This is a genomic window from Ruegeria sp. I3 (assembly GCF_056532525.1).
Genome location: NZ_JBQFNI010000002.1, coordinates 622,922 through 643,983, shown reverse-complemented (window position 1 = coordinate 643,983; position 21,062 = coordinate 622,922). Strand labels below are relative to the sequence as shown.

Below are 21,062 nucleotides of genomic sequence, written 5' to 3'. Positions count from 1 at the left end.
GCGAATGATCACCGAAGTTAAGAACATCCTGCAGGGCCCGCTAAGGGCCCTGTGCGTTTTGGTACTGCTAGCTGTAGCAATGCCGCTGGGTGCGCAGCAATTGGGCGTGCCACAAACAGACGTTCTGACAATCTCCAGTGAGCGTTTGTTTGCAGATTCCGCCTTTGGGCAGCGCGTCTTTCGCGAGATTGAAGCCGAAAGCACCCTTTTGGCTGAAGAAAACGAACGGATTGTGGCGCAGTTGAGCAAGGAAGAAAAAGATCTGACCGAAAAGAGGTCAGATCTTTCGGCAGACGAGTTTCGCCCGCTTGCCGAAGCTTTTGACGAGAAAGTTCAATCACACCGTGACGGCCAGCGCGCCAAACTGGACGCATTAGCGCGGCGCGGCGAAGAGGCGCGTGGTCAGTTTTTTGAAATGGCGCAACCGGTGCTGATCGAACTGCTGCGTGAATTTGGCGCTTCGATTGTGATCGAGCGGTCCAATGTGGTTCTAAGCACGGACGCCTCAGATATTACCAACGCTGCGATCGCCAGGATCGATGCCGCAATCGGCGACGGCGCTACACTTGAAAACAATAACAACGAATAGGCTGGCTTGCCCTTGGGTACGGGTATTGCTAACCACGCTTGAAAGAGACATCCAGAACAGGACATCCGCACCATGACCACGGAAACCAAGAGCGCCGACATTCAGCTGATTCAGCGTATATTGCCGCATCGCTATCCGTTTTTGCTGGTCGACAAGGTTGTGGATATCGATGGCTATCAATCAGCGGTGGGCATCAAGAATGTCACCATGAACGAGCCGCACTTTCAGGGCCATTTCCCCGGAACTCCGATCATGCCTGGCGTGACCATTGTCGAGGCGATGGCGCAGACTGCAGGGGTTATGCTGGGTGTCGGCATGGATGTCATCGACAGCGAGTTGCTGATCTATTTCATGAATATCGACAAATGCAAATTCCGCCGCAAGGTCGTACCAGGCGATGTTCTCGAAATGCATGTCGAAACTGTACGCGGTAAGAAAGGTGGCAAGATCTTCAAGTTCAGCGGCCGCGCGACAGTCGAGGGCGAGGTTGCTGCCGAAGCTGAATTTTCGGCCTATGTCGACTGGGACATGGAAAAAACAACATGAGCGGTATTCATCCCAGCGCCATTATCGAAGACGGTGCGCAGATCGGGCAGGGTTGTACGATTGGTCCATTCTGCCATATCGGTCCGCAGGTCCGTCTGGGCGATCGGGTCGAACTGAAATCCCATGTCGTAGTCACCGGCGATACGTCAATTGGTGATGACACAGTGATTTTCAGCTTTGCTGTTGTCGGGGAAATTCCGCAAGACAAGAAATTCGGTGGCGAGAACACGCGCCTTGAAATCGGTGAGCGCAACCGTATCCGCGAACACGTCACTATCAACACCGGCACGGATGGCGGCGGTGGTATCACCCGGATTGGCGATGACTGCTTACTGATGGCCGGTGTCCACGTGGCGCATGATGTACAAATCGGCAACCGGGTCATTCTGGTGAATCACGCTGGCGCAGCTGGTCACTGTATTATCGAGGATGACGTCATCGTTGGCGGAATTTCGGGCTTACATCAGTTCGTGCGCGTAGGTCGCGGTGCCATCATTGGCGCGCTTACGATGGTCCCGAATGATGTGATCCCATATGGGCTTGTTCAGGCGCCTCGGGGCGAGCTGGATGGCTTGAATCTGGTCGGTTTGAAACGGCGTGGTGTAACGCGTGAGGATATCTCGGCATTGCGCGCGGCCTTCAAGGAACTGTCAGAAGGAGACGGCACCTTCATGGATCGCGCCACCCGGCTGGGCGAGGATGCAGACAACGAATATGTGCGCCAGATCGTCGAATTTGTGACGGGGCAAACAGACCGTTCGTTCCTGACCCCGAGGAAGTAGGCCAATGCTGGCATTGATCGCAGGAACTGGCGCTTTACCAGACGAGGTGGTCAATTGTCTGCCAAACCGCCCGCTGATCTGCGCTCTGGAAGGGTTTGAGCCCGATACACTGACCACCGACTTGGTTTTTCCATTGGAGCAACTGGGTAGCTTCGTCGCCGATCTCAAAGCCCGCGGCGTGACCGAGATTTGCATGGCAGGGGCAGTGCGTCGTCCGACTGTCAATCCAGCTCGCATTGATGCGGCGACGATGCCGCTGGTGCCGATCCTGCAAAAGGCCATAATGGCCGGTGACGACGGCGCATTGCGCGCGGTCATTGGAATATTTGAGGATGCCGGTTTGACGGTCCGTGCGGCGCATGAGATCGCGCCGGATTTGCTGCCGCCGCTTGGCTCATTGACCGAAGCCCAGCCTTCTGAAGCGGATCACGCCGACGCAGATCGAGCGGCCGGAATCCTGCGCAACATGGGGGCGGCGGATATCGGTCAGGCTTGCGTAGTACTGAAATCCCAAGCGTTGGCGATCGAGGGCATCTATGGCACCGCATGGATGCTGCAATCCTTGACACAGCGCCCCGACGCGGGCGGTGGCATTCTGTACAAAGGTCCAAAGCCGGATCAGGACCGGCGCGCAGATATGCCTGCCATCGGACCCGACACCGTGTCAGCAGCCGTCGCTGCGGGCTTGTCTGGCATTGTCATTGAAAAGGGCGGCGTCATCGTTTTGCAACGCGATCGCGTGATTGAAGAATGCAATCGCCTTGGTCTGTTTCTTTATGTCCGCGAGCGCACGGTCTGATGCGCGTTTTTCTGGTCGCCGGTGAACCTTCGGGCGACCGTTTAGGAGCCGCGTTGATGGAAGGTCTGCGTACCCTTTTGCCAGAGGTGCACTTTGATGGGGTTGGCGGGCCGCTAATGCAGGCGCAGGGGCTGACCAGCCGATTTCCCATGTCTGAACTCAGCATTATGGGGTTGGTCGAGGTTCTGCCCAAGTTCTTTCACCTAAAACGCCGTATCGCTGAGACTGCTCAGGCAGTTCTAGACACGAAGCCTGATGTACTGATCACTATCGACAGCCCGGATTTCTCGTTGCGTGTGGCTAAGCTGGTAAAGGCCTCCAGCGAGATTCGCACTGTCCACTACGTTGCCCCCAGCGTCTGGGCCTGGAGGCCGGGGCGCGCAGACAAGATGGCGAAAGTAATCGATCACGTCCTTGCGCTGTTACCCTTTGAACCGCCTTATATGGAGCGGGCAGGGATGGAGTGTGACTTTGTCGGCCATCCGGTTGCGAACGAACCCATTGCGTCCGATCAGGATATCCAGCGATTCCGCGCGGCTCACGATCTGGGCGACGCGCCCATCGTGCTGGCTTTGCCCGGCTCTCGGCGGGGTGAGGTCGAACGGCTGGCTCCGATCTTTGGCGCTGCTTTGCAGGAATTTCTGAAAAACCGTCCCGATATGCGCGTGGTCGTGCCCGCAGTTGCACATATGGTTGATGCGGTCGCCGAACAGGTTCGGAACTGGCCGGGGAATCCGATAGTTGTCGATCCGCGGGAATTGCCTTCGGACGACGCGCAAGCGCAGAAACGGGCAGCGTTTGCCGCAGCTGATCTTGCATTGGCTGCATCCGGCACGGTCTCATTGGAACTGGCCGCGCAGGCAACACCGATGGTGATCGCCTATAACCTCAACTGGCTGACCACGCTGATCGCAAAACGAATGGTTAAGCTGGACACCGTCACACTGGTCAATCTGGTCTCGGAGACACACGCAGTACCCGAATGTCTGCTGGATGAATGCCAACCGGACAAGATCGCTTCGGCGTTGGAACAGGTGGCCGCCACCCCCGACGCCCAACATCAAGCCATGGCGACGACGATGGAGCGTCTTGGTCGCGGTGGCGAAGCACCGGGTTTGCGTGCGGCAAGGTCCGTTTTGGACAGAATGAAATCGTGATGCTGGATCATGTGATCTTTGCTGCTTCGGCCTTCATGGCGCAGGTTTTGACCAATCTCGACAACCTTGCAGCTCTTGTAGCGTTGATGATGGTGTCTGGTCCGCGCCGGACCGTTGCGGGGTTCCTGCTGGCGCAGATGTTAATCATCGCGGCCGCCTTATTGTTGGCCTTGGGTGTCGATGATGTGGTGCCACATTGGGCTGGATATCTGGGCGTGATACCACTTGGCCTCGGGCTGATCGGAGTTGTCCGCCAGTTCCAGGGATCAGAGGCCGAGGAGGCCCCTCAAATATCCACGAGTGCCTCAACATTCGTCACCATGCTGCTGTTCATAAGCCTGTCGATGGACACGTTCGCTGTGCTTGCGCCGCTATTGGCCGACTCAGCCCCCAGCTATCGGATTGCGGGTGTCACCGGCGCGGTGGCAGCAGCGCTGACGCTGACCATGCTGGGGCTTTGGGGTGCACAATCCCCGATCATGACCGGCGGTTTCGCACGTCGGCTTGAGAAACTGGTGCCTTACGTAATGATTTGTGCCGGGATCTATATCCTCAGCAACTCGTGGACTGACGCGATTTAGTAACCGCGCCAGATCCAGCCGCCGCCAAAGATACGGCTGCTATCGGTTTCGTAGAACACACAAGCCTGACCCGGAGAGATACCTTCCTCGGGCGTCAGCAATTCAACCTCGGCTGTTGTGTCCGAAAGGGGTCGAATAATCGCCTCACGCGGGGGGCGGGTCGAGCGGACTTTGACCGAAACATGCCATTCGTTCTTTGACGTGAACGGTTCGTCACCCAGCCAATTGATCTCGCGCACGGGAACGGTTCTTGTGGCCAACATCTCTTTGGGGCCGACAACAACCTGTTTCTTGTCCACATCCAGCTTGACCACATACAAAGGTTCGCTGAGACCACCGATACCGAGCCCACGACGCTGACCGATCGTATAGTGAATCACCCCGTTATGCTGCGCCAGAACGCGGCCATCGGCGTGTACGATCTCACCGGGTTCTGCGGCTCCGGGGCGCAGTTTTTCGATCACGCTGGCATAGTTTCCGTTGGGCACAAAACAGATGTCCTGACTATCCGGCTTGTCCGCAACGGCCAGCCCATATTGTGCCGCCATCTCGCGCGTGGCGTCTTTGGAGGGCAGGTGGCCAAGCGGGAAACGCAGGAAATCCAACTGTTCCGGTGTGGTCGAAAATAGGAAATAGGACTGATCGCGATTTGCATCCTCAGCGCTATGAAGCTCGGCGCCATTGGGGCCCATCTTTCGCTGGATGTAATGGCCTGTGGCCATGCAGTCGGCCTCAAGGTCCTTGGCGGTCTCAAGCAAGTCCTTGAACTTCACCCGTTCATTGCAACGGATGCAGGGCACCGGAGTCGCGCCGGCAAGATAGCTGTCGGCGAATTCGTCGATTACAGCGTCCTTGAAGATATTTTCATAGTCCAAGACGTAGTGAGGGAACCCGCGTTCTTCCGCCACGCGACGCGCATCGTGGATGTCGATTCCCGCACAGCACGCGCCTTTCTTGGCCAACGCCGCACCGTGATCGTAAAGCTGCAGAGTAACACCTACGACATCATAGCCTTGATCAGCGAGATGGGCCGCCACAACAGAGCTGTCCACACCGCCGGACATGGCCACGACAACCCGCGTTTCCGAGGGTGGTTTGGCAAAGCCAAGCGAGTTCAGCGGGGTCTCGGTATCGAGGGCCATAGGCGGTTCCTGTCCGGGTTAAGAAAGACCGGCAGAATATAAGAAAATTCTAGACACTCTCAAGGGGCGGTTTCACGCCCTTTTAAGTAGGCTGGGTGCAGCTTTGTCGCAGCAGCAGAAGGTATGAGAGATGTATTTGCACAAAGTAGAAGGTCCAAGGTCGGTCACCCTGCCGGACGGGAGCGTGCTGACACGCGCCGATTTGCCTCCTGCGGATACGCGGCGCTGGGTGGCGTCGCGCAAGGTGATCGTTGTGCGCGGTGTACTTTATGGGTTGATTTCGTTGTCCGAAGCCAAAAAGCGCTATGGCATCAGCGATGAAGAGTTCAACTCGTGGGTCTCAGCAGTTGCTGAGCACGGGATCGATGCGTTGAAGGTGACGGCCTTAAAAAAATATCGACAACTTAAAGATGAAAGTGAATAAATGATTCAACGGTAACGTCAGATTAACCATTTTTATTCAGGCTCAAATCAGTTGAAGAATTTGACCTAAATTGGAGCAGTGAACATGCGCATACTTCTTGTCGAGGATGATCCAACCACGTCCAAAAGCATCGAACTGATGCTGACACACGCCAATCTCAACGTGTATGCGACGGACCTTGGCGAAGAAGGCATCGATCTGGCCAAGCTATATGATTACGACCTCATCCTGTTGGACTTGAACCTGCCGGATATGAACGGCCATGAAGTATTGCGCCAACTGCGCATAGCACGGGTAGAGACACCGATCCTGATCCTGTCGGGCGCTGATGACACCGAAAGCAAGATCAAGGGATTTGGATTTGGAGCAGACGATTATCTGACCAAACCTTTCCATCGTGAAGAGCTGGTGGCGCGCATTCATGCGATTATCCGCCGCTCTAAGGGGCATTCTCAATCCGTGATACACACCGGGCAGGTCGCCGTAAATCTGGATGCCAAAACCGTAGAGGTGAACGGAAAAACCGTACACCTGACAGGCAAGGAATATCAGATGCTGGAACTTCTGAGCCTGCGGAAAGGAACAACACTGACCAAAGAAATGTTCCTGAACCATCTCTACGGCGGCATGGATGAGCCCGAGCTCAAGATTATCGACGTCTTCATCTGCAAGTTACGCAAGAAACTCAGCAATGCGACCGGTGGTGAGAATTATATCGAGACGGTCTGGGGCCGTGGATATGTCCTGCGTGATCCGCAAGCCAACAACATGGGTGAAACCCGCATGGCCGTGGGTGCCTAATCTGATCTGATTGCTACCGTCGATGGTCCGGGGCGGTAAATCCACTCGCGTGTCAGCACAACACTGGACCTGACCATGGCCTCGTCCTATCACTGGTTTTCAAGACGATGTGACAGGGCGGGGCCATGAGCGATACCACAGCAATCGCAGATCTGACAGAAGATGAAGCACGGGAAGAATTGGCCCTGCTCGCCAAGGAATTGCTGCGGGCAAACCAGCTTTATCACACTGAAGATGCTCCAGAAATTTCGGATGCCGACTATGATGCTCTCAAGCGTCGCAATGCCGAGATCGAGGCGCGTTTCCCCGAACTGAAACGCTCCGACAGCCCTACTGAACAAGTGGGCGCACGCGTTTCAGATGGGTTTGCAAAAGTGACCCACGCCGTGCGTATGATGTCACTGGGCAATGCGTTTGATGACACGGATGTTGCCGATTTTGACCGCTCGATCCGCAAATATCTAGGACTGGGAGATGAGGCACCGCTCGCCTATACAGCTGAGCCCAAAATCGACGGCCTGTCATTATCCCTGCGGTATGAGCAGGGTGAACTGATGCAGGCTGCAACACGTGGTGATGGTGAGACCGGTGAAAACGTTACCGCAAATGCGCGTACGCTTTCCGATATTCCACACCGAATTGAGGGTGCACCAGACGTTCTTGAGGTTCGCGGCGAGGTCTACATGTCTCACCATGATTTCGAGGCTTTGAACGCACGTCAGGTCGAAACAGGTGGAAAGACCTTTGCAAATCCGCGCAACGCTGCGGCTGGTTCGCTCCGTCAACTTGATTCCGAAATAACACGATCTCGCCCGCTGAAATTCTTTGCCTACGCCTGGGGTGAGTTGTCTGCACCGCTAGCTGAGACTCAGATGGACGCAATTGATCGCCTCAAAACCTTGGGGTTCCAGGTCAATGCGCTGACAAGGCGTTGCTCAACGACTAATGAGATGTTGGAACATTACCGTCAGATTGAAGCTCAGCGCGCGACCTTGGGCTATGACATTGATGGGGTCGTATACAAGGTCGATGATCTGAGTCTGCAGGCCCGGCTGGGTTTCCGATCTACCACGCCCCGCTGGGCGATTGCGCACAAATTTCCTGCCGAACTGGCTTGGACGCGGCTTGAAGCCATCGACATTCAGGTGGGTCGTACGGGCGCGCTTAGCCCGGTAGCGCGCCTGCATCCGGTAACCGTTGGCGGGGTAGTTGTTTCGAACGCGACCCTACACAATGAAGATTATATTGCAGGGCGGGACGCCAAAGGCGGGGTCATTCGTGAGGGCAAGGATATTCGCGTTGGAGATTGGGTTCAGGTCTATCGGGCCGGGGATGTGATCCCGAAAATCTCGGATGTTGATCTGTCGAAACGACCCGATGATGCGCGGCCCTTCGCTTTCCCGACGAAATGCCCGGAATGTGACAGCGACGCGATCCGGGAAGAGGGGGATGCGGTCCGCCGCTGCACAGGGGGGCTGATATGTCCCGCTCAGGCGGTTGAAAAACTCAAACATTTCGTATCGCGCAAGGCGTTCGATATCGAAGGGCTTGGCGCAAAACAAATCGAGATGTTTTATGGCGATCCTCTTCTGCCAATAAACACACCCGCTGACATATTTACATTGAAAGATCGCGACACCGAAAACCTGGCTCGGTTGAAAAACCGCGACGGCTGGGGCGAGACATCGGCCAGCAACCTGTTCGCAGCGATCGATGATAAGCGGACCATACCGTTCGCCCGTCTGTTGTTCGCTCTGGGGATTCGTCATGTGGGCGAAGTTGGTGCACGAGATTTGGCGTTGTTTTATCGGGAATGGGATGTAATGGCGGCCTCCATTGATACGGCCCGGCCTGCCGCGCTTGCGCAGCGTGCAGCCGATGAAGCGGAAGACGCCGAGAGGATCGCGGCTACTGCAGAAGCGAGGCGTGCGAAAGTTAAAGAAGTTCGGGACGCGGCTTTCGCGCGAATGGATGTTTCGACAGATGCCGCCAGCGCCTGGGCAGATCTGATTGGTATCGACGGAATCGGCGCCACGCTCGGGTTGTCACTATCTGATGCGTTTGCCAATTCGGAGGAACGCCAAGCATTTGATGATCTGCGTAAACATCTGACGGTTGTTCCACCAGAGGCTCCTGCGTCGGACAGTCCGGTCGCAGGAAAAACCGTCGTGTTTACGGGAACGCTTGAAAAGATGACACGCGCCGAGGCCAAGGCCCGCGCCGAAGCGCTGGGGGCCAAGGTATCCGGCTCGGTCAGTCAGAAAACTGATTTGCTCGTGGCGGGCCCGGGCGCAGGGTCCAAGGCGAAAAAAGCGGCTGATCTGGGCATCGAAACCTTGGATGAAGATAGCTGGCTTCAACTGATTGGCGATCTATGAGCGGCAGGCCTGAACAGCTCTTTCCGCTGTTTGCGGGTCTTGAAACACTAGATGGTGTGGGGCCGAAGACCGCGCAGCTTCTGGGCCAATTAGGGATCGATTCACCGCGCGATGTATTGTTTTCGCTACCTTATGCGGTGATTGACCGGCGGCGACGCGATACGATAAAGGGCGCCGACCTTCCGACGACTTTGACTGTTGAGGTGACGATCGGCGCGCATCGACCACCGCGGAACAAAGGGGGCGCATATCGCATTCATGTTGAAGACAGTCAGGCGGATTTCCAACTGGTGTTTTTTCATGCCCGAGGGGACTATCTGAAGAAGCTGTTGCCGGAGGGCGCACGCCGGGTGGTATCGGGAAAGCTTGAGCTGTTCGATGGCATGGCTCAGATGGTACACCCCGATCATATGGTCGCGCCTGAAAACGCAGGCGAATTGCCCGAGTTTGAACCGGTTTATCATCTGACGCAGGGTGTGACGCAAAAAACTGCCTATAAAGCTGCTCAAAGTGCGTTGGCGCGAGTACCTGCATTGGCCGAATGGGCCGACCCCGCTCAGGTGGCACAACAGAATTGGCCAGATTGGACAACTGCTATTCACGCGGCGCATCACCCACAAGGGGCGGACGACGTAGCACCTTTTGCGCCTGCGCGGGAACGTCTGGCTTACGATGAGCTGCTCGCACATCAATTGACGCTGGCCCTGGCACGACAGCGTGAGCGTAAAGCGCGAGGGATCGTCAGTCTCGGCACCGGTGCTTTGCAATCCAAGGTGCTGGCAAGCCTTCCATATCGACCAACCGGAGCGCAGACACGCGCGATCGAGGAAATCTCGGCAGATATGGCCGCTGAGACGCGGATGAACCGGTTGCTTCAGGGCGATGTGGGGGCAGGAAAGACTCTGGTAGCATTTGTTTCGCTGCTTATAGCCGTCGAAGCTGGCGGGCAGGGGGTAATGATGGCCCCTACCGAAATCCTTGCCCGGCAGCATCTTGAAGGGCTGCGTCCATTGGCAGAAGAAGCCGGAGTTGTACTGGAAATCCTGACCGGGCGCGACAAGGGGGCTGAGCGTCGAGCGAAGCAGGCTGCGCTGAAGCAGGGAGATATTCAGATATTGGTCGGTACCCACGCGGTGTTTCAGGACGATGTTGAATTCAAAGCCCTAAGACTGGCCATCGTTGATGAGCAGCACCGTTTTGGCGTCCGCCAACGCATGGAGCTGTCCGAAAAGGGCCAACGCGCGGATGTGCTGGTGATGACCGCTACGCCCATCCCGCGCAGTTTGGCGCTTGCGCAGTACGGCGATATGGACGTCTCGGTGCTGGATGAAAAGCCGCCGGGTCGTAAACCGATCAAGACCGCAGTCATCAGCACGCAACGCATGGACGAAGTTGTGGCCCATCTGCGCGGTGCGATTGATGCAGGCAAACAATGCTATTGGGTGTGCCCATTAGTCGATGAATCCGAGGTCTCGGACCTGACTGCAGCTGAAGAGCGTTTCAAAAGGTTGCGCGCGATCTTGGGGGACGATGTGGTGGGTCTGGTACACGGCCAAATGCCGCCCGCCGATAAAGACGCGGCAATGGCGGCGTTTCAGAGTGGTAAGACCAAAGTCCTTGTCGCTACTACGGTGATCGAGGTTGGGGTGAACGTGCCGAACGCCACGATCATGGTGATTGAGCGGGCAGAGATTTTTGGTCTGGCGCAGTTGCATCAGCTTAGGGGCCGAGTTGGACGTGGTGAAGAGGCCTCAACCTGTTTGTTGATGTATCAGACACCGCTTAGCGAGGGTGGTCGCAAACGGCTGGAGGTACTCCGAGAAACTGAAGACGGCTTCCGCATTGCCGAGACCGATCTGCAGATGCGCGGTGCGGGTGACTTGATCGGAACCGCACAATCTGGCCTGCCAAAGTTCCGGATAGCTGATCTTGAAAGGCAAGCTGGGCTGATGGCGGTGGCGCAATCAGATGCGCGCGCTTTGCTGTCCGCAGACCCCAAATTGACCTCGGATCGGGGGCAGGCTGCGCGTGTTCTTCTGTGGCTTATGAAGCAGGATCAGGCGATCCGTTTGATATCAGTGGGTTAGACCAAAAATCCCACTAAGTTCACAAATGTTCTCAAAAAGTTCTTTACCGACTCGTTAAAATATGAGAACAAAAGGTCAACAAAGGATTAAACCTGACCGGAGGTGAGACCATGCTGAGCCAGATCAAAACTGCCTTTACCCGTTCACAATCCACGATTTTGCAGGATGCAGCGGGCGCGGTTTCACTGGTTGTGATGCTGGTGGTTGCCCTTCACCTGCCAACCGGGTTCTAAGCCTTTCTGCCTGCGATCTCGTGCCGATCACACCGCGCTTGTCTCCCCGTCATAGTCAAGGGTGACCTGCCTGTCCCATTTCCCTTGAAGGGGCCTGCCTCGGCCCCGTGCGGTGATCCGGACCCTACATGAGAAACGCATGACTTGCCGCCGCCCTTTCCGCCCGGAAGGTGCGGCGGTTCTTTTTTACAGCTGTCCGGTTTTGATGATTTCGATCGTGGCGGATAGAACTGAATTTACGGCGACAGATGCAAGGATCATCCCCATCACGCGGCTGATGATCGCCGCGCCGGAATGCCCGATCAACCGGATGATCGGCTCGGCCAGCAGCATCAGCACAAACGCTATGGCAATAACGACCAACATAACCAGTGCAGTGATGCTCTGATCGGCGACGCTGTATCGGTTGTTGTCCGTTAGAACCACTATCGCCAGCATCGCGCCCGGTGACGCAAGCGAAGGGACGGCCAAAGGGAAAATGGCCGGATTGGTCTTGTGCATTTTGTCGTCCAAGTCTTCTTCGGCCTGGCGCTGCTCGATCACTTGTTTGCTTTCGCCAAAGATCATAGTCAGAGCGAAGAGAAACAGAATAATTCCGCCTGCAACCTGAAACGAGTTAAGGCCGATATCCAAAGCCTCGATCACAAGTTGCCCAAAGATCAGAAAGAACAGCAGAATGCCTGCGCTGACCAACGCGGCCAGTAAAGCAGTTTTACGACGCGCACTCGTCGCGATTCCAGCAGTGACAGCGATAAAGACGGGGATGGTGCCGATCGGGTCGATCACGACCCAGAGCGTCACAAAATGTTCCAGCAAATTGTTCACTTTAGCCCCCCCCAATCATTGGGGGCACCCTATACGGCTTTGTATGGAAAAGCCAATCAGGCGCAGTTGGCTTGTTCGGCCTGCTCCATCGCCTCGGCGGTCGCGTCAAGCGCCAGCAGGATTGACGCGTGGCGGTTCTTGTAGTCCCGCGCGGGCATCAGGACTTCGAGCCCGTCAAAGGGCGCCTCGGGGCCAGGGCCGTCTTTCTTCAGCATTGCGGAAAGCTGATCACGTGCGGTTTCGACCTGCGACCGCGTCGCCCCGATCACGGCGCTGCCTACGACCGAAGCCGAGGCCTGACCCAACGCACAGGCCTTGACGTCTTGCCCAAAGTCCACGATCCGCCCATCTTCAAGCTTGACGTCTACAGTCACGGTCGATCCACACAAAGGGGCTCGTTTCTTTACCGTCGCATCGGGATTATCCAAGCGATCCAGATGAGGAATATCCGCAGCTAGCGCCAAGATGCGTCCGGAATAGAGCTTGATCAGATCGGTTTCGCCGCTCATGGCTTTCCCTCGTTGTCCATTCCCCATACATAATGGCGGGATTCTGGGATGCAAAAGGTTTTTGCGATGGCTGACGCAGTCTTGTTCGATCCGTCGACACTGAAATTCAATGAGGCGGGTTTGATCCCCGCGATCGCACAGGACGAAGCGACGGGCGAGGTTCTGATGATGGCCTGGATGAATGCCCAATCCATCGAGCGCACGTTGGAAACCGGACGGGTTACGTATTGGTCGCGGTCGCGACAGGCGTTCTGGATCAAGGGCGAAAGCTCAGGCCACTTGCAGGCCCTGGTGGATTTTCGCGTCGATTGCGACAGGGATTGCCTGCTGGTTGTGGTGAACCAAACGGGGCCAGCCTGTCACACCAACCGGCGAAGTTGTTTCTACACGGCCGTCCGCAATGGGACCGAAGTCGAACTCATGAAGCCGATGGAATAGTGGGGCCTCTGATGGTGGTCAGGTCAAATGCCCACCATCTCTCTGATTTCAGCGGGAGATGCTCCTTGTTCGCGATAAAGCGAGATGGCGCGTGCGTCGTCACGTTTCGCGAGGCGTTTGCCGTTGTTGTCCCGGATCAGACGGTGATGATGATAAACAGGTGTCGGCAACCCAAGCAGCCCTTGTAAAAGGACATGTATCTGCGTGGCATCGAACAAATCCTCGCCCCGGACCACATGGGAGATGTTCTGATCCGCATCATCAACCACGACGGACAGGTGATACGAACTGCCCATATTGCGCCGAACGAGAATGATGTCGCCAACCGCGTTCATGAGGTTGTGCGCATCAAGCTCATGCGTTCCCAAATACTTCGCACCAGTTTCACAAAATCCACGAAGTTCGGATGCCTTGATTGCCTTGTGCATGTTCAGGCGCAGAACATCCCCATCTGAAGCATCCGACAAAGGGCGGTCGCGGCACGTGCCTGGATAGATGCGCCCGTCAGGTCCGAACTGGGGTACACCTTCCTGCGGAGCACCGGCCGCAGATTCGATATCGGCACGATTGCAGCTGCAAGGGTAGACAAGGCCCATGTTTTTCAGAATTTCCAATGCCTCTCTGTATCGCGGCAGCCTGTCCGACTGGCGCATCACCGGGTGCTGCCAGTGCAGTCCAAGCCAGTGCAGGTCGTCGTAGATCTGGGTTTCCCAATGGGACCTGGATCGCGATTGATCAATATCTTCGATCCGTAAAAGAAATGATCCACCCGCAGCCCGTGCCTGATCAAACGCAAGAAGCGCGGAATAGGCATGCCCCAAATGCAGCGGACCTGTTGGCGATGGCGCAAAACGCGTTGTGAATGTCACGTTTTTTCAACAACATAAACGTCTGATTTCATGTCCATACCCGGTAGATGCGGACCGTATTCGCGGAATAACAACCTTGCGTGACCCATGTCCAGCCAGTCGTTCAGCCGCCCGGTGTAAGTGCGGTCAGCCAAAGTGTGATCGTTGAAGGAAAACGCCAGATATCCGCCACGTGGCAGCGCGTTCATAAGTAGATCAAAGGTTTCAGGCGGCGCGGCACCAACGCCGATGACGCCAATGCATGTTATGGCTGAGTAAGCCTCGGCCTCAATGGGGTTGGGATCAGTAACTTCGAAGTTTATCAAGTTGCGATAAACCCCCTTGGCAGCGGCACCTTCCAGCATCTTTGGTGTTGGATCCATCCCATCGATGACACGAAAACCCGCCTTGCGAAGTGCTAAACCCGACAACCCGGTACCGCATCCGTGGTCCAGCACCGGCACATCAGCATCTGAGACAAAGGATTTCAATGCTGCCGCAACACGGTCCGGGGTGACATATCCGTGCTCACCGACCTCATCATCGTATGAGGCCGCCCATTTCTGGTAGTGATCGTGCGTTTCCTGGGCAGAATTCAGATTGTATGTGTCTTTCAGAAACTTATCGCTCATACCTTACATGTTAGGCGCAGGCTGGGGGCGACGTCCAGTCAACACTGCTTTACCCAATCGCTCCAGACTTCCTTTGCGCGATCGGTATAGGCCTTGTAGCGGTCCTTGCGGCCTCGGCGCCCCCCCTTCAGGCCGTCGACCGGACGAAACAGACCGAAATTCACGTTCATCGGCTGGAAGGTCTTGGCTTCGGCGCCGCCCGTGATGTGGTGGATCAATGCGCCCATCGCACTGTCTTGCGGTACGTCGGGAAGGGATCGGCCTAGTATTTCGGCAGCGGCCAAACGGCCTGCCAAAAGGCCCATCGCTGCGCTTTCCACATAGCCTTCCACCCCCGTGATTTGCCCCGCAAAACGAATATTTGGCCTAGACTTAAGCCGCATCTGCGCGTCCAGCAAAGTCGGAGAGTTGATGAAAGTATTGCGGTGAATGCCACCCAATCGCGCAAAGCTGGCATTTTCCAGACCCGGTATCATACGAAATACCTCGGTTTGCGCACCGTATTTCATCTTGGTTTGGAAACCGACGATGTTGAACAACGTGCCCAAGGCATTGTCGCGCCGCAATTGGACGACGGCATAAGGTTTTACTTCCGGTTGATGCGGATTTGTCAGGCCAACAGGTTTCATCGGGCCATGGCGTAAAGTTTCACGACCGCGCTCGGCCATAACCTCAATCGGCAGACAGCCGTCGAAATAACCAGCGGTCTCTCCCTCGTGGAATTCGGTCTTATCTGCAGCCAGCAGCGCATCAATGAAGGCTTCGTGCTGGTCACGATCCATCGGACAGTTGAGGTAGGCGGTGCGCTCTTCCTCAGTCTCGCCCTTATCGTAGCGTGACTGCATCCAGGCTTTGCTCATATCAATGCTGTCTGCATAGACGATGGGGGCGATCGCGTCGAAAAAGGCCAGCGCCTCGGCACCAGTTTCTGCGCGAATGGCTTCCCCCAATGCGGGCGAGGTCAACGGCCCGGTTGCAAAGATCCACTTTCCGTCTTGGGGTAGATTGGTAACTTCTTCCGCTGAGACCGAGACCCGTGGATGGGCCTTCAGCTTGGCAGTTACGGCTTCGGCAAAAGGATCACGGTCAACCGCAAGCGCGCCACCCGCAGGCAGGCGATGGCTATCTGCGGTCGTCATGATCAACCCGTTTGCCGCGCGCATTTCCCAATGCAGCAAGCCGACTGCGTTCTGTTCATCATCATCCGATCGGAATGAGTTCGAACACACCATCTCGGCCAGATTGCCGGTCTGGTGTGCAAACGTGCCCACATTAGGACGCATTTCGTGGATCACAACATCCACGCCCATTTCCGCTGCCTGCCAGGCGGCCTCGGACCCGGCCATGCCGCCGCCCACGATATGCAATGTCTCTGTCATGTGCTGCCAAATAGGGCAGAGCAGCGCCATGCGCAATGCGCAGTAATGGCTTTAGTTCTGAGGGGGATTCTTGGGGTCGCCGCTGCGGGAATGTCAACGCCGGTGAGAGAAACCAGCTTGGAGGGACCTTCCGCCCACGGCGACCCAAAAGTATGGTCAGGCCTTGGCCTTGACCCAGCTTTGCCACAGTGTCGCCCTTTTGAAAAGTGAAAAAATGCGAACAGTCGGCAAAAATGTATTAAATAATTGCGTTACTGGTGCCAATCAGGCGGGCGCTTTTCGATAAAGGCACTAATTCCTTCCTCAGTATTCCGGTCCATCATATTCTGTGCCATTACCTCGGCGGTATAATCGTATGCCTGATCAGTCCGCATTGTAATCTGTTGATAAAAAGCGGTTTTACCGATTTTCACCGCACTGCTGAGCTTGCCTGCCAACTTCTCGGCCAACGCATTGGTTTCATCTTCCAACAAGTTCTCGGGAACCGCTCGATTGATCAGACCCAGCTCAGCCGCGCGTTCGGCGGTGATAAAATCACCGGTCGTGAGCATTTCAAACGCCTGTTTCCGCGGTATATTCCGGCTGAGAGCCACCATCGGAGTGGAGCAGAACAAGCCGATATTGACACCATTTACGCCGAACCGTGTGCCCTCGGCCGCGATTGCCAGGTCACAGGTTGCTACAAGCTGACACCCTGCGGCAGTGGCGATCCCGTGCGCTTGGGCGATCACGGGTTGGGGCAGGGACTGAATGGACATCATCATCTTGGCACATCGGTCGAACAGATCCTGAAAATAAGAAAGCCCACCATCGGGTGCCTGCCGCCCCTGGGTCATCTGTTTCAGATCGTGCCCCGCGCAAAAGGCTTTCCCCGCACCGGAAAGAACAACAACACGACTCGACTTGTCTTCGCGCAGCGCGTTGAACTCTGCCTGCAGGGCCGCCAGCATTTCATCGCTGAGGGCGTTCAACCGCTCAGGCGCGTTCATTTGAAGCCGTGCAATCGCACCTGTGTCGTGACGTTCCAGAATTGCCATCTTGCCCTCCCGCTGGCGTTCAGGCCAACTCTAGGCGGGCAGAGCGACGAGGGGAAGCATGTCATTAGCACTGAATAAACAAGAATTGACGGAATACCTGGCGCAGGTGTTTCCACAGGTTCATAACGACTTTGTCGTCGAGGATCTGACAGAAGCCAACATCACCATGCGCCTGAGGGTCGAAGACCGTCACCTGCGCCCCGGAGGCACAGTATCTGGTCCGTCCATGTTCGGGCTGGCCGATGTCAGTGTATATGCAATGGTTTTGGCACGGAAAGGTCGGCAATCTCTGGCTGTCACCACCAACAGTTCTCTGGATTTCTTGCGCAAGCCCGAAGGCGGGGCGGACCTGATTGCTGAGTGTAAGTTGTTGAAATTAGGTAGAACGCTGGCTGTTGGGGATGTGCTGATTTACTCGGACGGATCTGACAAGCCCGTCGCGCGGGCCAGCATGACCTATTCGCTTCCTCCAGAAGGCTCAGCCGCTGCTGCCTTTGGGTAAAAAAGGCCGGGGATAAACCCCGGCCAGGAAGAGGTCCCTTAGATGGGACTGGGGATAGTCTATTTCATCCAGAAATAGCGGCTGACTTCTGCATCTGCCCGATGGCGGGTCAGCCCGACATCGCGGAGCAGCCTGTCATCCAGCTTACCTAAGTTTACCCGGCTGCGGCGGCGTTGTTCCCATTGTGTGACCGACGCCGCAAACCGCACGGCCAGCGCGGCGATCAGCGGCAGCCGGGGGCTGTCGTTCAGCAGCAAGAGGGCGGGGTTGTGCATTGCGCGTGTCATCTTGGGTATCCTTTCAAATTGTATTGACACAAAGTAAATATGCTCGGTACACTGCCTTGATACATTCAGCATTGTGTCGAAATCAAAGGAAGAATTGTAATGGATACAATTTGGCCAGAGGCGCTACCGAAATCCAAAGGTCCAAAATATACTCTGGTCGCTGACACGATCCGAAAAGCGATAGAAAACAAAACGCTGGAGGTTGGAAAGAAACTGCCTCCGGTGCGTGAGTTAGCGTATCGATTAAAGATTACACCAGGCACTGTCGCGCGCGCCTATACGATCCTGACCGATGAAGGTTTGCTACAAGCCGAGGTCGGGCGTGGTACATTTGTAGCCCCGCCGAGATCGCCCATTCTGGATGATGTCTGGTCGCGGCAGCTACATCTGAGGGACGACAAATATGAATCCAATGTCAGCCTGTTCAGCCCACGCTTGCCAGATGTGGGGCAGGTGACATTAATCCGCGAATGCCTTGAAAAGGTTGCAAAAGGCGATCCGCGGATGTTTATGAACTATCCGACCCGAGATGCCTACCTACCCGTGCGCCAGGTTGTGGCCGACTGGTTGTCAGATCTTCCTCTGGGCTCATTGAATGCAGATGACATTGTACTGACACACGGTGGGCAAAGTGGCATTTGCGTCGTGTTCCAGACCGTTCTGAAAGATCCGAAACCCATCGTGTTGGTTGAGGACTTGTCTTATGCCGGGTTCAGACGGGCAGGTGAGTTGATGCGCGCCGAGGTTGTCGGGGTAAAAATGGACAAATGGGGCATAAGCCCCGATGCGCTGGACCACATCCTCAGGCAAACGAAGGCGCAGGCGATCTGCGTCTCACCCGAAGTGCAGAACCCAACGGGCGGGCATTCACCGTTGGAGCGGCGCAAAGAAGTTGTCGAGATTGCGCGAAAGCATGAATTACAGATCATTGAAGACGATTGCTATCGCATGGGCGAGGCCCGCGCGCCCAGCTATCGTGCTTTGGCACCCGAACGGGGCTGGCATGTTTCGTCAATTTCGAAAACTCTCACACCAGCATTACGGGTAGGTTTCGCCATCGCACCGAAAGAGCAGAGCGTCGATCTGCGGCGTTCTGCAGAATACGGGTATTTCGGGCTCGCCCAGCCTTTGGCTGAGTTGACGCGGTTGCTGTTGGGACATCCAGAGGCGAGGCAACTTGCAAAAAACGTCCGTACCAAGATGGGCGAATATGTACGTGTGGCGGTAAACGCCCTGGGCGGCTTCGATCTAAACTGGGATTCTGAAATTCCCTTCGTCTGGCTTCATCTGCCTTCCGGTTGGCGGTCTGCTGCGTTCAGCCGGGCGGCCGAGCGGGAAGGTATTCAGCTGCGATCGGCCGATGAATTCGCGCTGCGGGATGGTCGCGCGCCAAATGCCGTTCGTATAGCGGTGAATGGGCATGTCTCGCTTGAGAAGTTCGAAGATGCCATGCTGCGCCTGCGCGCGCTGCTGGATAACCCACCCGAACAAATAAGCGTCTAGCCGCTATTGCACCGGGGAAGGGTCGCCGAAAAAGCCCGACAAATGTGCAATTTTACCATCGGCATCGAGACGAATGAAATCATGTCCGGCCACCATAATGGAACCATCGGGAGCAACCATATGCCAGGTGAAGTGGACCACATCATGGTGTGAATTCGGCTCACTGGTCAGCTCAACTCGGCCCTTTGTATCACTCAGAACCGCTCCGATATGGGCATTGAGTTGATCTCTGCCGGAAACTTCTGCAGTTGGATCGACGTAACGACCAGTTTGTGTAAAACACTGCTCAAGAAGGCTCAGTCGCCTTTCGGGATCGGTCGACTGCCATGCCGCACCATAGGCAGCGATAACCTGTTCCAATTCTTGCATTGCCACCTCCGACATTGGATGATCTTGGTTGAGTCTAGCTTAGCTAAACTACGTAAAGTTGGATATGCCGAAGAAATTTTGGGGTAAAATAATACCTATTTTATAAGTTATTGTTATTGATAGATATATTATACTTTGCCTGTATTGACCTGCATAACTAGTAGGTCTAAACCCCCTCCATCGAATTCGGGCCGCTCCGCCAAGGGGCGGTCTTTCACATCAAACAGGACTATCCTGCCATGAAAACCTTTTCTGCAACACCTGCAGACATCGACAAGAAATGGATCCTGATCGACGCCGAGGGCGTTGTTCTGGGCCGTCTTGCCTCGATCGTCGCCATGCGCCTGCGTGGCAAGCACAAAGCGTCGTTCACACCCAACATGGACATGGGCGACAATGTCATCGTGATCAACGCTGACAAAATCCAGATGACTGGCAAGAAGCGCGAAGAGAACTTCTACTGGCACACTGGCCACCCGGGCGGCATCAAGTCGCGCACCAAGCAGCAGATCCTTGAGGGTGCACACCCCGAGCGCGTCGTGACCCAAGCGGTCAAGCGCATGCTGCCGGGCAACCGTCTGGCGCGTCAGCAGATGACCAACCTGCGCGTTTATGCTGGTGCCGAGCATCCTCATGAGGCGCAAGCGCCCGAAGTTCTGGACGTTAAGTCCATGAACAAGAAAAACACCCGGAGCTAATGACCGATGGCTGATCAGATCAATACTCTCGAAGAGCTGAGCGCCGTCGCAGGCGTTGAAACCGTGGCCGAAGAAGTTATCGTACGTGAACCCGTACGTGACGAGCTGGGTCGTTCCTACGCCACCGGCAAGCGTAAAGACGCTGTTGCCCGCGTCTGGATCAAGCCGGGTTCCGGCAAGGTCACCGTGAACGGCAAGGATCAGGACAAGTATTTTGCGCGTCCCGTTCTGCAGCTGATCCTGCGCCAGCCGTTCCAGGTTGCTGGTGTGGAAGGTGAGTTCGACGTTGTTGCAACCGTCAAAGGCGGCGGCCTGACCGGTCAGGCCGGTGCGGTCAAGCACGGCATCTCGAAAGCGCTGCAACTGTACGATCCCAACCTGCGTGGCGCTCTGAAAGCCGCTGGCTTCCTGACCCGCGACAGCCGCGTTGTGGAACGTAAGAAATACGGTAAGCGCAAAGCGCGTCGTTCGTTCCAGTTCTCGAAGCGTTAATCGCTGCGGATACCGAATTGGAAA

Annotated in this window: 24 protein-coding genes and 1 pseudogene; 16 read left to right on the top strand and 9 right to left on the bottom strand. The window is 55.9% G+C overall.

The window, feature by feature from the left end; genetic code table 11:
• The first annotated feature begins 4 nt into the window (after nucleotides 1-4).
• The 6 genes from ACR0L9_RS07575 to ACR0L9_RS07550 all read left to right on the top strand — a co-directional run bounded on the left by ACR0L9_RS07575 (nucleotide 5) and on the right by ACR0L9_RS07550 (nucleotide 4,454).
• Nucleotides 5-589, top strand: a complete 585-nt coding sequence (locus ACR0L9_RS07575; protein WP_170405633.1) for an OmpH family outer membrane protein — start codon at nucleotides 5-7, stop codon at nucleotides 587-589.
• Between the two features lie 72 nt (nucleotides 590-661).
• Complete coding sequence (gene fabZ, locus ACR0L9_RS07570) at nucleotides 662-1,135, top strand: 3-hydroxyacyl-ACP dehydratase FabZ (RefSeq protein WP_170393131.1); 474 nt, start codon at nucleotides 662-664, stop codon at nucleotides 1,133-1,135.
• Entirely contained in the window at nucleotides 1,132-1,917 is a 786-nt protein-coding gene (gene lpxA, locus ACR0L9_RS07565) for an acyl-ACP--UDP-N-acetylglucosamine O-acyltransferase (RefSeq protein ID WP_170405636.1), read from the top strand. Before fabZ ends, lpxA begins: the two co-directional genes overlap by 4 nt.
• 4 nt (nucleotides 1,918-1,921) lie before the next feature.
• Complete coding sequence (locus tag ACR0L9_RS07560; RefSeq protein ID WP_480561525.1) at nucleotides 1,922-2,716, top strand: LpxI family protein; 795 nt, start codon at nucleotides 1,922-1,924, stop codon at nucleotides 2,714-2,716.
• Nucleotides 2,716-3,873, top strand: a complete 1,158-nt coding sequence (lpxB, locus tag ACR0L9_RS07555; RefSeq protein ID WP_480895351.1) for a lipid-A-disaccharide synthase — start codon at nucleotides 2,716-2,718, stop codon at nucleotides 3,871-3,873. The genes ACR0L9_RS07560 and lpxB overlap by 1 nt, the downstream gene beginning before the upstream one ends.
• Complete coding sequence (locus ACR0L9_RS07550; protein ID WP_480561522.1) at nucleotides 3,873-4,454, top strand: cadmium resistance transporter; 582 nt, start codon at nucleotides 3,873-3,875, stop codon at nucleotides 4,452-4,454. The genes lpxB and ACR0L9_RS07550 overlap by 1 nt, the downstream gene beginning before the upstream one ends.
• On the opposite strand, the gene mnmA is transcribed toward ACR0L9_RS07550, so the two are convergent.
• Entirely contained in the window at nucleotides 4,451-5,596 is a 1,146-nt protein-coding gene (mnmA, locus tag ACR0L9_RS07545) for a tRNA 2-thiouridine(34) synthase MnmA (protein WP_170405650.1), read from the bottom strand. The genes ACR0L9_RS07550 and mnmA overlap by 4 nt on opposite strands.
• A gap of 130 nt (nucleotides 5,597-5,726) precedes the next feature.
• Between mnmA and sciP the strand changes: the two genes are divergently transcribed.
• The 5 genes from sciP (at nucleotide 5,727) to ACR0L9_RS07520 (ending at nucleotide 11,519) form a co-directional block, all read left to right on the top strand.
• The gene (gene sciP, locus ACR0L9_RS07540; protein ID WP_170405653.1) at nucleotides 5,727-6,020 is read left to right on the top strand and encodes a CtrA inhibitor SciP; all 294 of its coding nucleotides are present in this window, start codon (nucleotides 5,727-5,729) and stop codon (nucleotides 6,018-6,020) included.
• 84 nt (nucleotides 6,021-6,104) lie between these two features.
• On the top strand, nucleotides 6,105-6,821 hold the full coding sequence (gene ctrA, locus ACR0L9_RS07535) for a response regulator transcription factor CtrA (RefSeq protein WP_170393124.1): 717 nt from the start codon (nucleotides 6,105-6,107) through the stop codon (nucleotides 6,819-6,821).
• 125 nt (nucleotides 6,822-6,946) lie between these two features.
• Complete coding sequence (gene ligA, locus ACR0L9_RS07530) at nucleotides 6,947-9,199, top strand: NAD-dependent DNA ligase LigA (protein ID WP_480895350.1); 2,253 nt, start codon at nucleotides 6,947-6,949, stop codon at nucleotides 9,197-9,199.
• Nucleotides 9,196-11,286 (top strand): ATP-dependent DNA helicase RecG, encoded by a 2,091-nt coding sequence (gene recG / locus ACR0L9_RS07525; protein WP_480895349.1) that lies wholly within the window; start codon nucleotides 9,196-9,198, stop codon nucleotides 11,284-11,286. Before ligA ends, recG begins: the two co-directional genes overlap by 4 nt.
• Nucleotides 11,287-11,396: 110 nt before the next feature.
• Nucleotides 11,397-11,519, top strand: coding sequence for a hypothetical protein (locus tag ACR0L9_RS07520; RefSeq protein ID WP_255612104.1), 123 nt, complete (start codon nucleotides 11,397-11,399; stop codon nucleotides 11,517-11,519).
• Between the two features lie 186 nt (nucleotides 11,520-11,705).
• On the opposite strand, the gene ACR0L9_RS07515 is transcribed toward ACR0L9_RS07520, so the two are convergent.
• A complete protein-coding gene (locus ACR0L9_RS07515; RefSeq protein ID WP_480895348.1) occupies nucleotides 11,706-12,344 on the bottom strand; it encodes a MarC family protein in 639 nt (212 codons plus the stop codon).
• A gap of 56 nt (nucleotides 12,345-12,400) precedes the next feature.
• A complete protein-coding gene (locus tag ACR0L9_RS07510) occupies nucleotides 12,401-12,853 on the bottom strand; it encodes an iron-sulfur cluster assembly scaffold protein (protein ID WP_480895347.1) in 453 nt (150 codons plus the stop codon).
• 48 nt (nucleotides 12,854-12,901) lie between these two features.
• Here ACR0L9_RS07510 and hisI point away from each other — a divergent pair, with 48 nt between their 5' ends.
• A complete protein-coding gene (gene hisI, locus ACR0L9_RS07505) occupies nucleotides 12,902-13,291 on the top strand; it encodes a phosphoribosyl-AMP cyclohydrolase (RefSeq protein WP_170610577.1) in 390 nt (129 codons plus the stop codon).
• A 23-nt stretch (nucleotides 13,292-13,314) separates the two neighbouring features.
• Here the strand turns inward: hisI and gluQRS are convergent, their stop codons facing one another.
• From gluQRS to ACR0L9_RS07485, 4 genes and pseudogenes are all read right to left on the bottom strand, one after another.
• Nucleotides 13,315-14,160 (bottom strand): tRNA glutamyl-Q(34) synthetase GluQRS, encoded by an 846-nt coding sequence (gene gluQRS, locus ACR0L9_RS07500; RefSeq protein WP_480895346.1) that lies wholly within the window; start codon nucleotides 14,158-14,160, stop codon nucleotides 13,315-13,317.
• Nucleotides 14,157-14,771 carry a class I SAM-dependent DNA methyltransferase gene (locus tag ACR0L9_RS07495; protein WP_480895345.1) on the bottom strand — a complete coding sequence of 205 codons (615 nt, stop codon included), beginning with the start codon at nucleotides 14,769-14,771 and terminating at the stop codon, nucleotides 14,157-14,159. Before ACR0L9_RS07495 ends, gluQRS begins: the two co-directional genes overlap by 4 nt.
• 38 nt (nucleotides 14,772-14,809) lie before the next feature.
• Nucleotides 14,810-16,150 carry a methylenetetrahydrofolate--tRNA-(uracil(54)-C(5))-methyltransferase (FADH(2)-oxidizing) TrmFO gene (gene trmFO, locus ACR0L9_RS07490; protein ID WP_170625926.1) on the bottom strand — a complete coding sequence of 447 codons (1,341 nt, stop codon included), beginning with the start codon at nucleotides 16,148-16,150 and terminating at the stop codon, nucleotides 14,810-14,812.
• 251 nt (nucleotides 16,151-16,401) lie between these two features.
• Nucleotides 16,402-17,196: pseudogene (locus ACR0L9_RS07485) on the bottom strand (enoyl-CoA hydratase); the annotation flags it as partial.
• Nucleotides 17,197-17,245: 49 nt separating this feature from the next.
• Here ACR0L9_RS07485 and ACR0L9_RS07480 point away from each other — a divergent pair.
• On the top strand, nucleotides 17,246-17,689 hold the full coding sequence (locus ACR0L9_RS07480) for a PaaI family thioesterase (RefSeq protein ID WP_480895344.1): 444 nt from the start codon (nucleotides 17,246-17,248) through the stop codon (nucleotides 17,687-17,689).
• 59 nt (nucleotides 17,690-17,748) lie between these two features.
• Here ACR0L9_RS07480 and ACR0L9_RS07475 read toward each other — a convergent pair whose 3' ends face one another.
• Complete coding sequence (locus ACR0L9_RS07475; protein WP_170393113.1) at nucleotides 17,749-17,976, bottom strand: YjiS-like domain-containing protein; 228 nt, start codon at nucleotides 17,974-17,976, stop codon at nucleotides 17,749-17,751.
• A 99-nt stretch (nucleotides 17,977-18,075) separates the two neighbouring features.
• Between ACR0L9_RS07475 and ACR0L9_RS07470 the strand changes: the two genes are divergently transcribed.
• Nucleotides 18,076-19,479 (top strand): aminotransferase-like domain-containing protein, encoded by a 1,404-nt coding sequence (locus ACR0L9_RS07470; protein WP_170595657.1) that lies wholly within the window; start codon nucleotides 18,076-18,078, stop codon nucleotides 19,477-19,479.
• Nucleotides 19,480-19,482: 3 nt separating this feature from the next.
• Here the strand turns inward: ACR0L9_RS07470 and ACR0L9_RS07465 are convergent, their stop codons facing one another.
• The gene (locus tag ACR0L9_RS07465; RefSeq protein WP_480585020.1) at nucleotides 19,483-19,848 is read right to left on the bottom strand and encodes a nuclear transport factor 2 family protein; all 366 of its coding nucleotides are present in this window, start codon (nucleotides 19,846-19,848) and stop codon (nucleotides 19,483-19,485) included.
• Nucleotides 19,849-20,087: 239 nt separating this feature from the next.
• Here ACR0L9_RS07465 and rplM point away from each other — a divergent pair, with 239 nt between their 5' ends.
• Entirely contained in the window at nucleotides 20,088-20,546 is a 459-nt protein-coding gene (rplM, locus tag ACR0L9_RS07460) for a 50S ribosomal protein L13 (RefSeq protein WP_039536983.1), read from the top strand.
• A gap of 6 nt (nucleotides 20,547-20,552) precedes the next feature.
• Entirely contained in the window at nucleotides 20,553-21,038 is a 486-nt protein-coding gene (rpsI, locus tag ACR0L9_RS07455; RefSeq protein WP_010440030.1) for a 30S ribosomal protein S9, read from the top strand.
• The last annotated feature ends 24 nt before the right edge of the window (nucleotides 21,039-21,062 follow it).

Excerpts from the sequence above, each read along its gene's own strand:
- ACR0L9_RS07550 (WP_480561522.1), top strand. The coding sequence starts at position 3,873 with ATGCTGGATCATGTGATCTTTGCTGCTTCGGCCTTCATGGCGCAGGTT.
- hisI (WP_170610577.1), top strand. The coding sequence starts at position 12,902 with ATGCAAAAGGTTTTTGCGATGGCTGACGCAGTCTTGTTCGATCCGTCG.
- recG (WP_480895349.1), top strand. The coding sequence starts at position 9,196 with ATGAGCGGCAGGCCTGAACAGCTCTTTCCGCTGTTTGCGGGTCTTGAA.
- mnmA (WP_170405650.1), bottom strand. The coding sequence starts at position 5,596 with ATGGCCCTCGATACCGAGACCCCGCTGAACTCGCTTGGCTTTGCCAAA.
- rpsI (WP_010440030.1), top strand. The coding sequence starts at position 20,553 with ATGGCTGATCAGATCAATACTCTCGAAGAGCTGAGCGCCGTCGCAGGC.
- sciP (WP_170405653.1), top strand. The coding sequence starts at position 5,727 with ATGTATTTGCACAAAGTAGAAGGTCCAAGGTCGGTCACCCTGCCGGAC.
- ACR0L9_RS07475 (WP_170393113.1), bottom strand. The coding sequence starts at position 17,976 with ATGACACGCGCAATGCACAACCCCGCCCTCTTGCTGCTGAACGACAGC.
- rplM (WP_039536983.1), top strand. The coding sequence starts at position 20,088 with ATGAAAACCTTTTCTGCAACACCTGCAGACATCGACAAGAAATGGATC.
- lpxB (WP_480895351.1), top strand. The coding sequence starts at position 2,716 with ATGCGCGTTTTTCTGGTCGCCGGTGAACCTTCGGGCGACCGTTTAGGA.
- ACR0L9_RS07470 (WP_170595657.1), top strand. The coding sequence starts at position 18,076 with ATGGATACAATTTGGCCAGAGGCGCTACCGAAATCCAAAGGTCCAAAA.
- lpxA (WP_170405636.1), top strand. The coding sequence starts at position 1,132 with ATGAGCGGTATTCATCCCAGCGCCATTATCGAAGACGGTGCGCAGATC.
- ACR0L9_RS07465 (WP_480585020.1), bottom strand. The coding sequence starts at position 19,848 with ATGCAAGAATTGGAACAGGTTATCGCTGCCTATGGTGCGGCATGGCAG.
- ACR0L9_RS07575 (WP_170405633.1), top strand. The coding sequence starts at position 5 with ATGATCACCGAAGTTAAGAACATCCTGCAGGGCCCGCTAAGGGCCCTG.
- ACR0L9_RS07495 (WP_480895345.1), bottom strand. The coding sequence starts at position 14,771 with ATGAGCGATAAGTTTCTGAAAGACACATACAATCTGAATTCTGCCCAG.
- fabZ (WP_170393131.1), top strand. The coding sequence starts at position 662 with ATGACCACGGAAACCAAGAGCGCCGACATTCAGCTGATTCAGCGTATA.
- ACR0L9_RS07510 (WP_480895347.1), bottom strand. The coding sequence starts at position 12,853 with ATGAGCGGCGAAACCGATCTGATCAAGCTCTATTCCGGACGCATCTTG.
- ACR0L9_RS07560 (WP_480561525.1), top strand. The coding sequence starts at position 1,922 with ATGCTGGCATTGATCGCAGGAACTGGCGCTTTACCAGACGAGGTGGTC.
- ctrA (WP_170393124.1), top strand. The coding sequence starts at position 6,105 with ATGCGCATACTTCTTGTCGAGGATGATCCAACCACGTCCAAAAGCATC.
- ligA (WP_480895350.1), top strand. The coding sequence starts at position 6,947 with ATGAGCGATACCACAGCAATCGCAGATCTGACAGAAGATGAAGCACGG.
- ACR0L9_RS07480 (WP_480895344.1), top strand. The coding sequence starts at position 17,246 with ATGTCATTAGCACTGAATAAACAAGAATTGACGGAATACCTGGCGCAG.
- trmFO (WP_170625926.1), bottom strand. The coding sequence starts at position 16,150 with ATGACAGAGACATTGCATATCGTGGGCGGCGGCATGGCCGGGTCCGAG.
- ACR0L9_RS07520 (WP_255612104.1), top strand. The coding sequence starts at position 11,397 with ATGCTGAGCCAGATCAAAACTGCCTTTACCCGTTCACAATCCACGATT.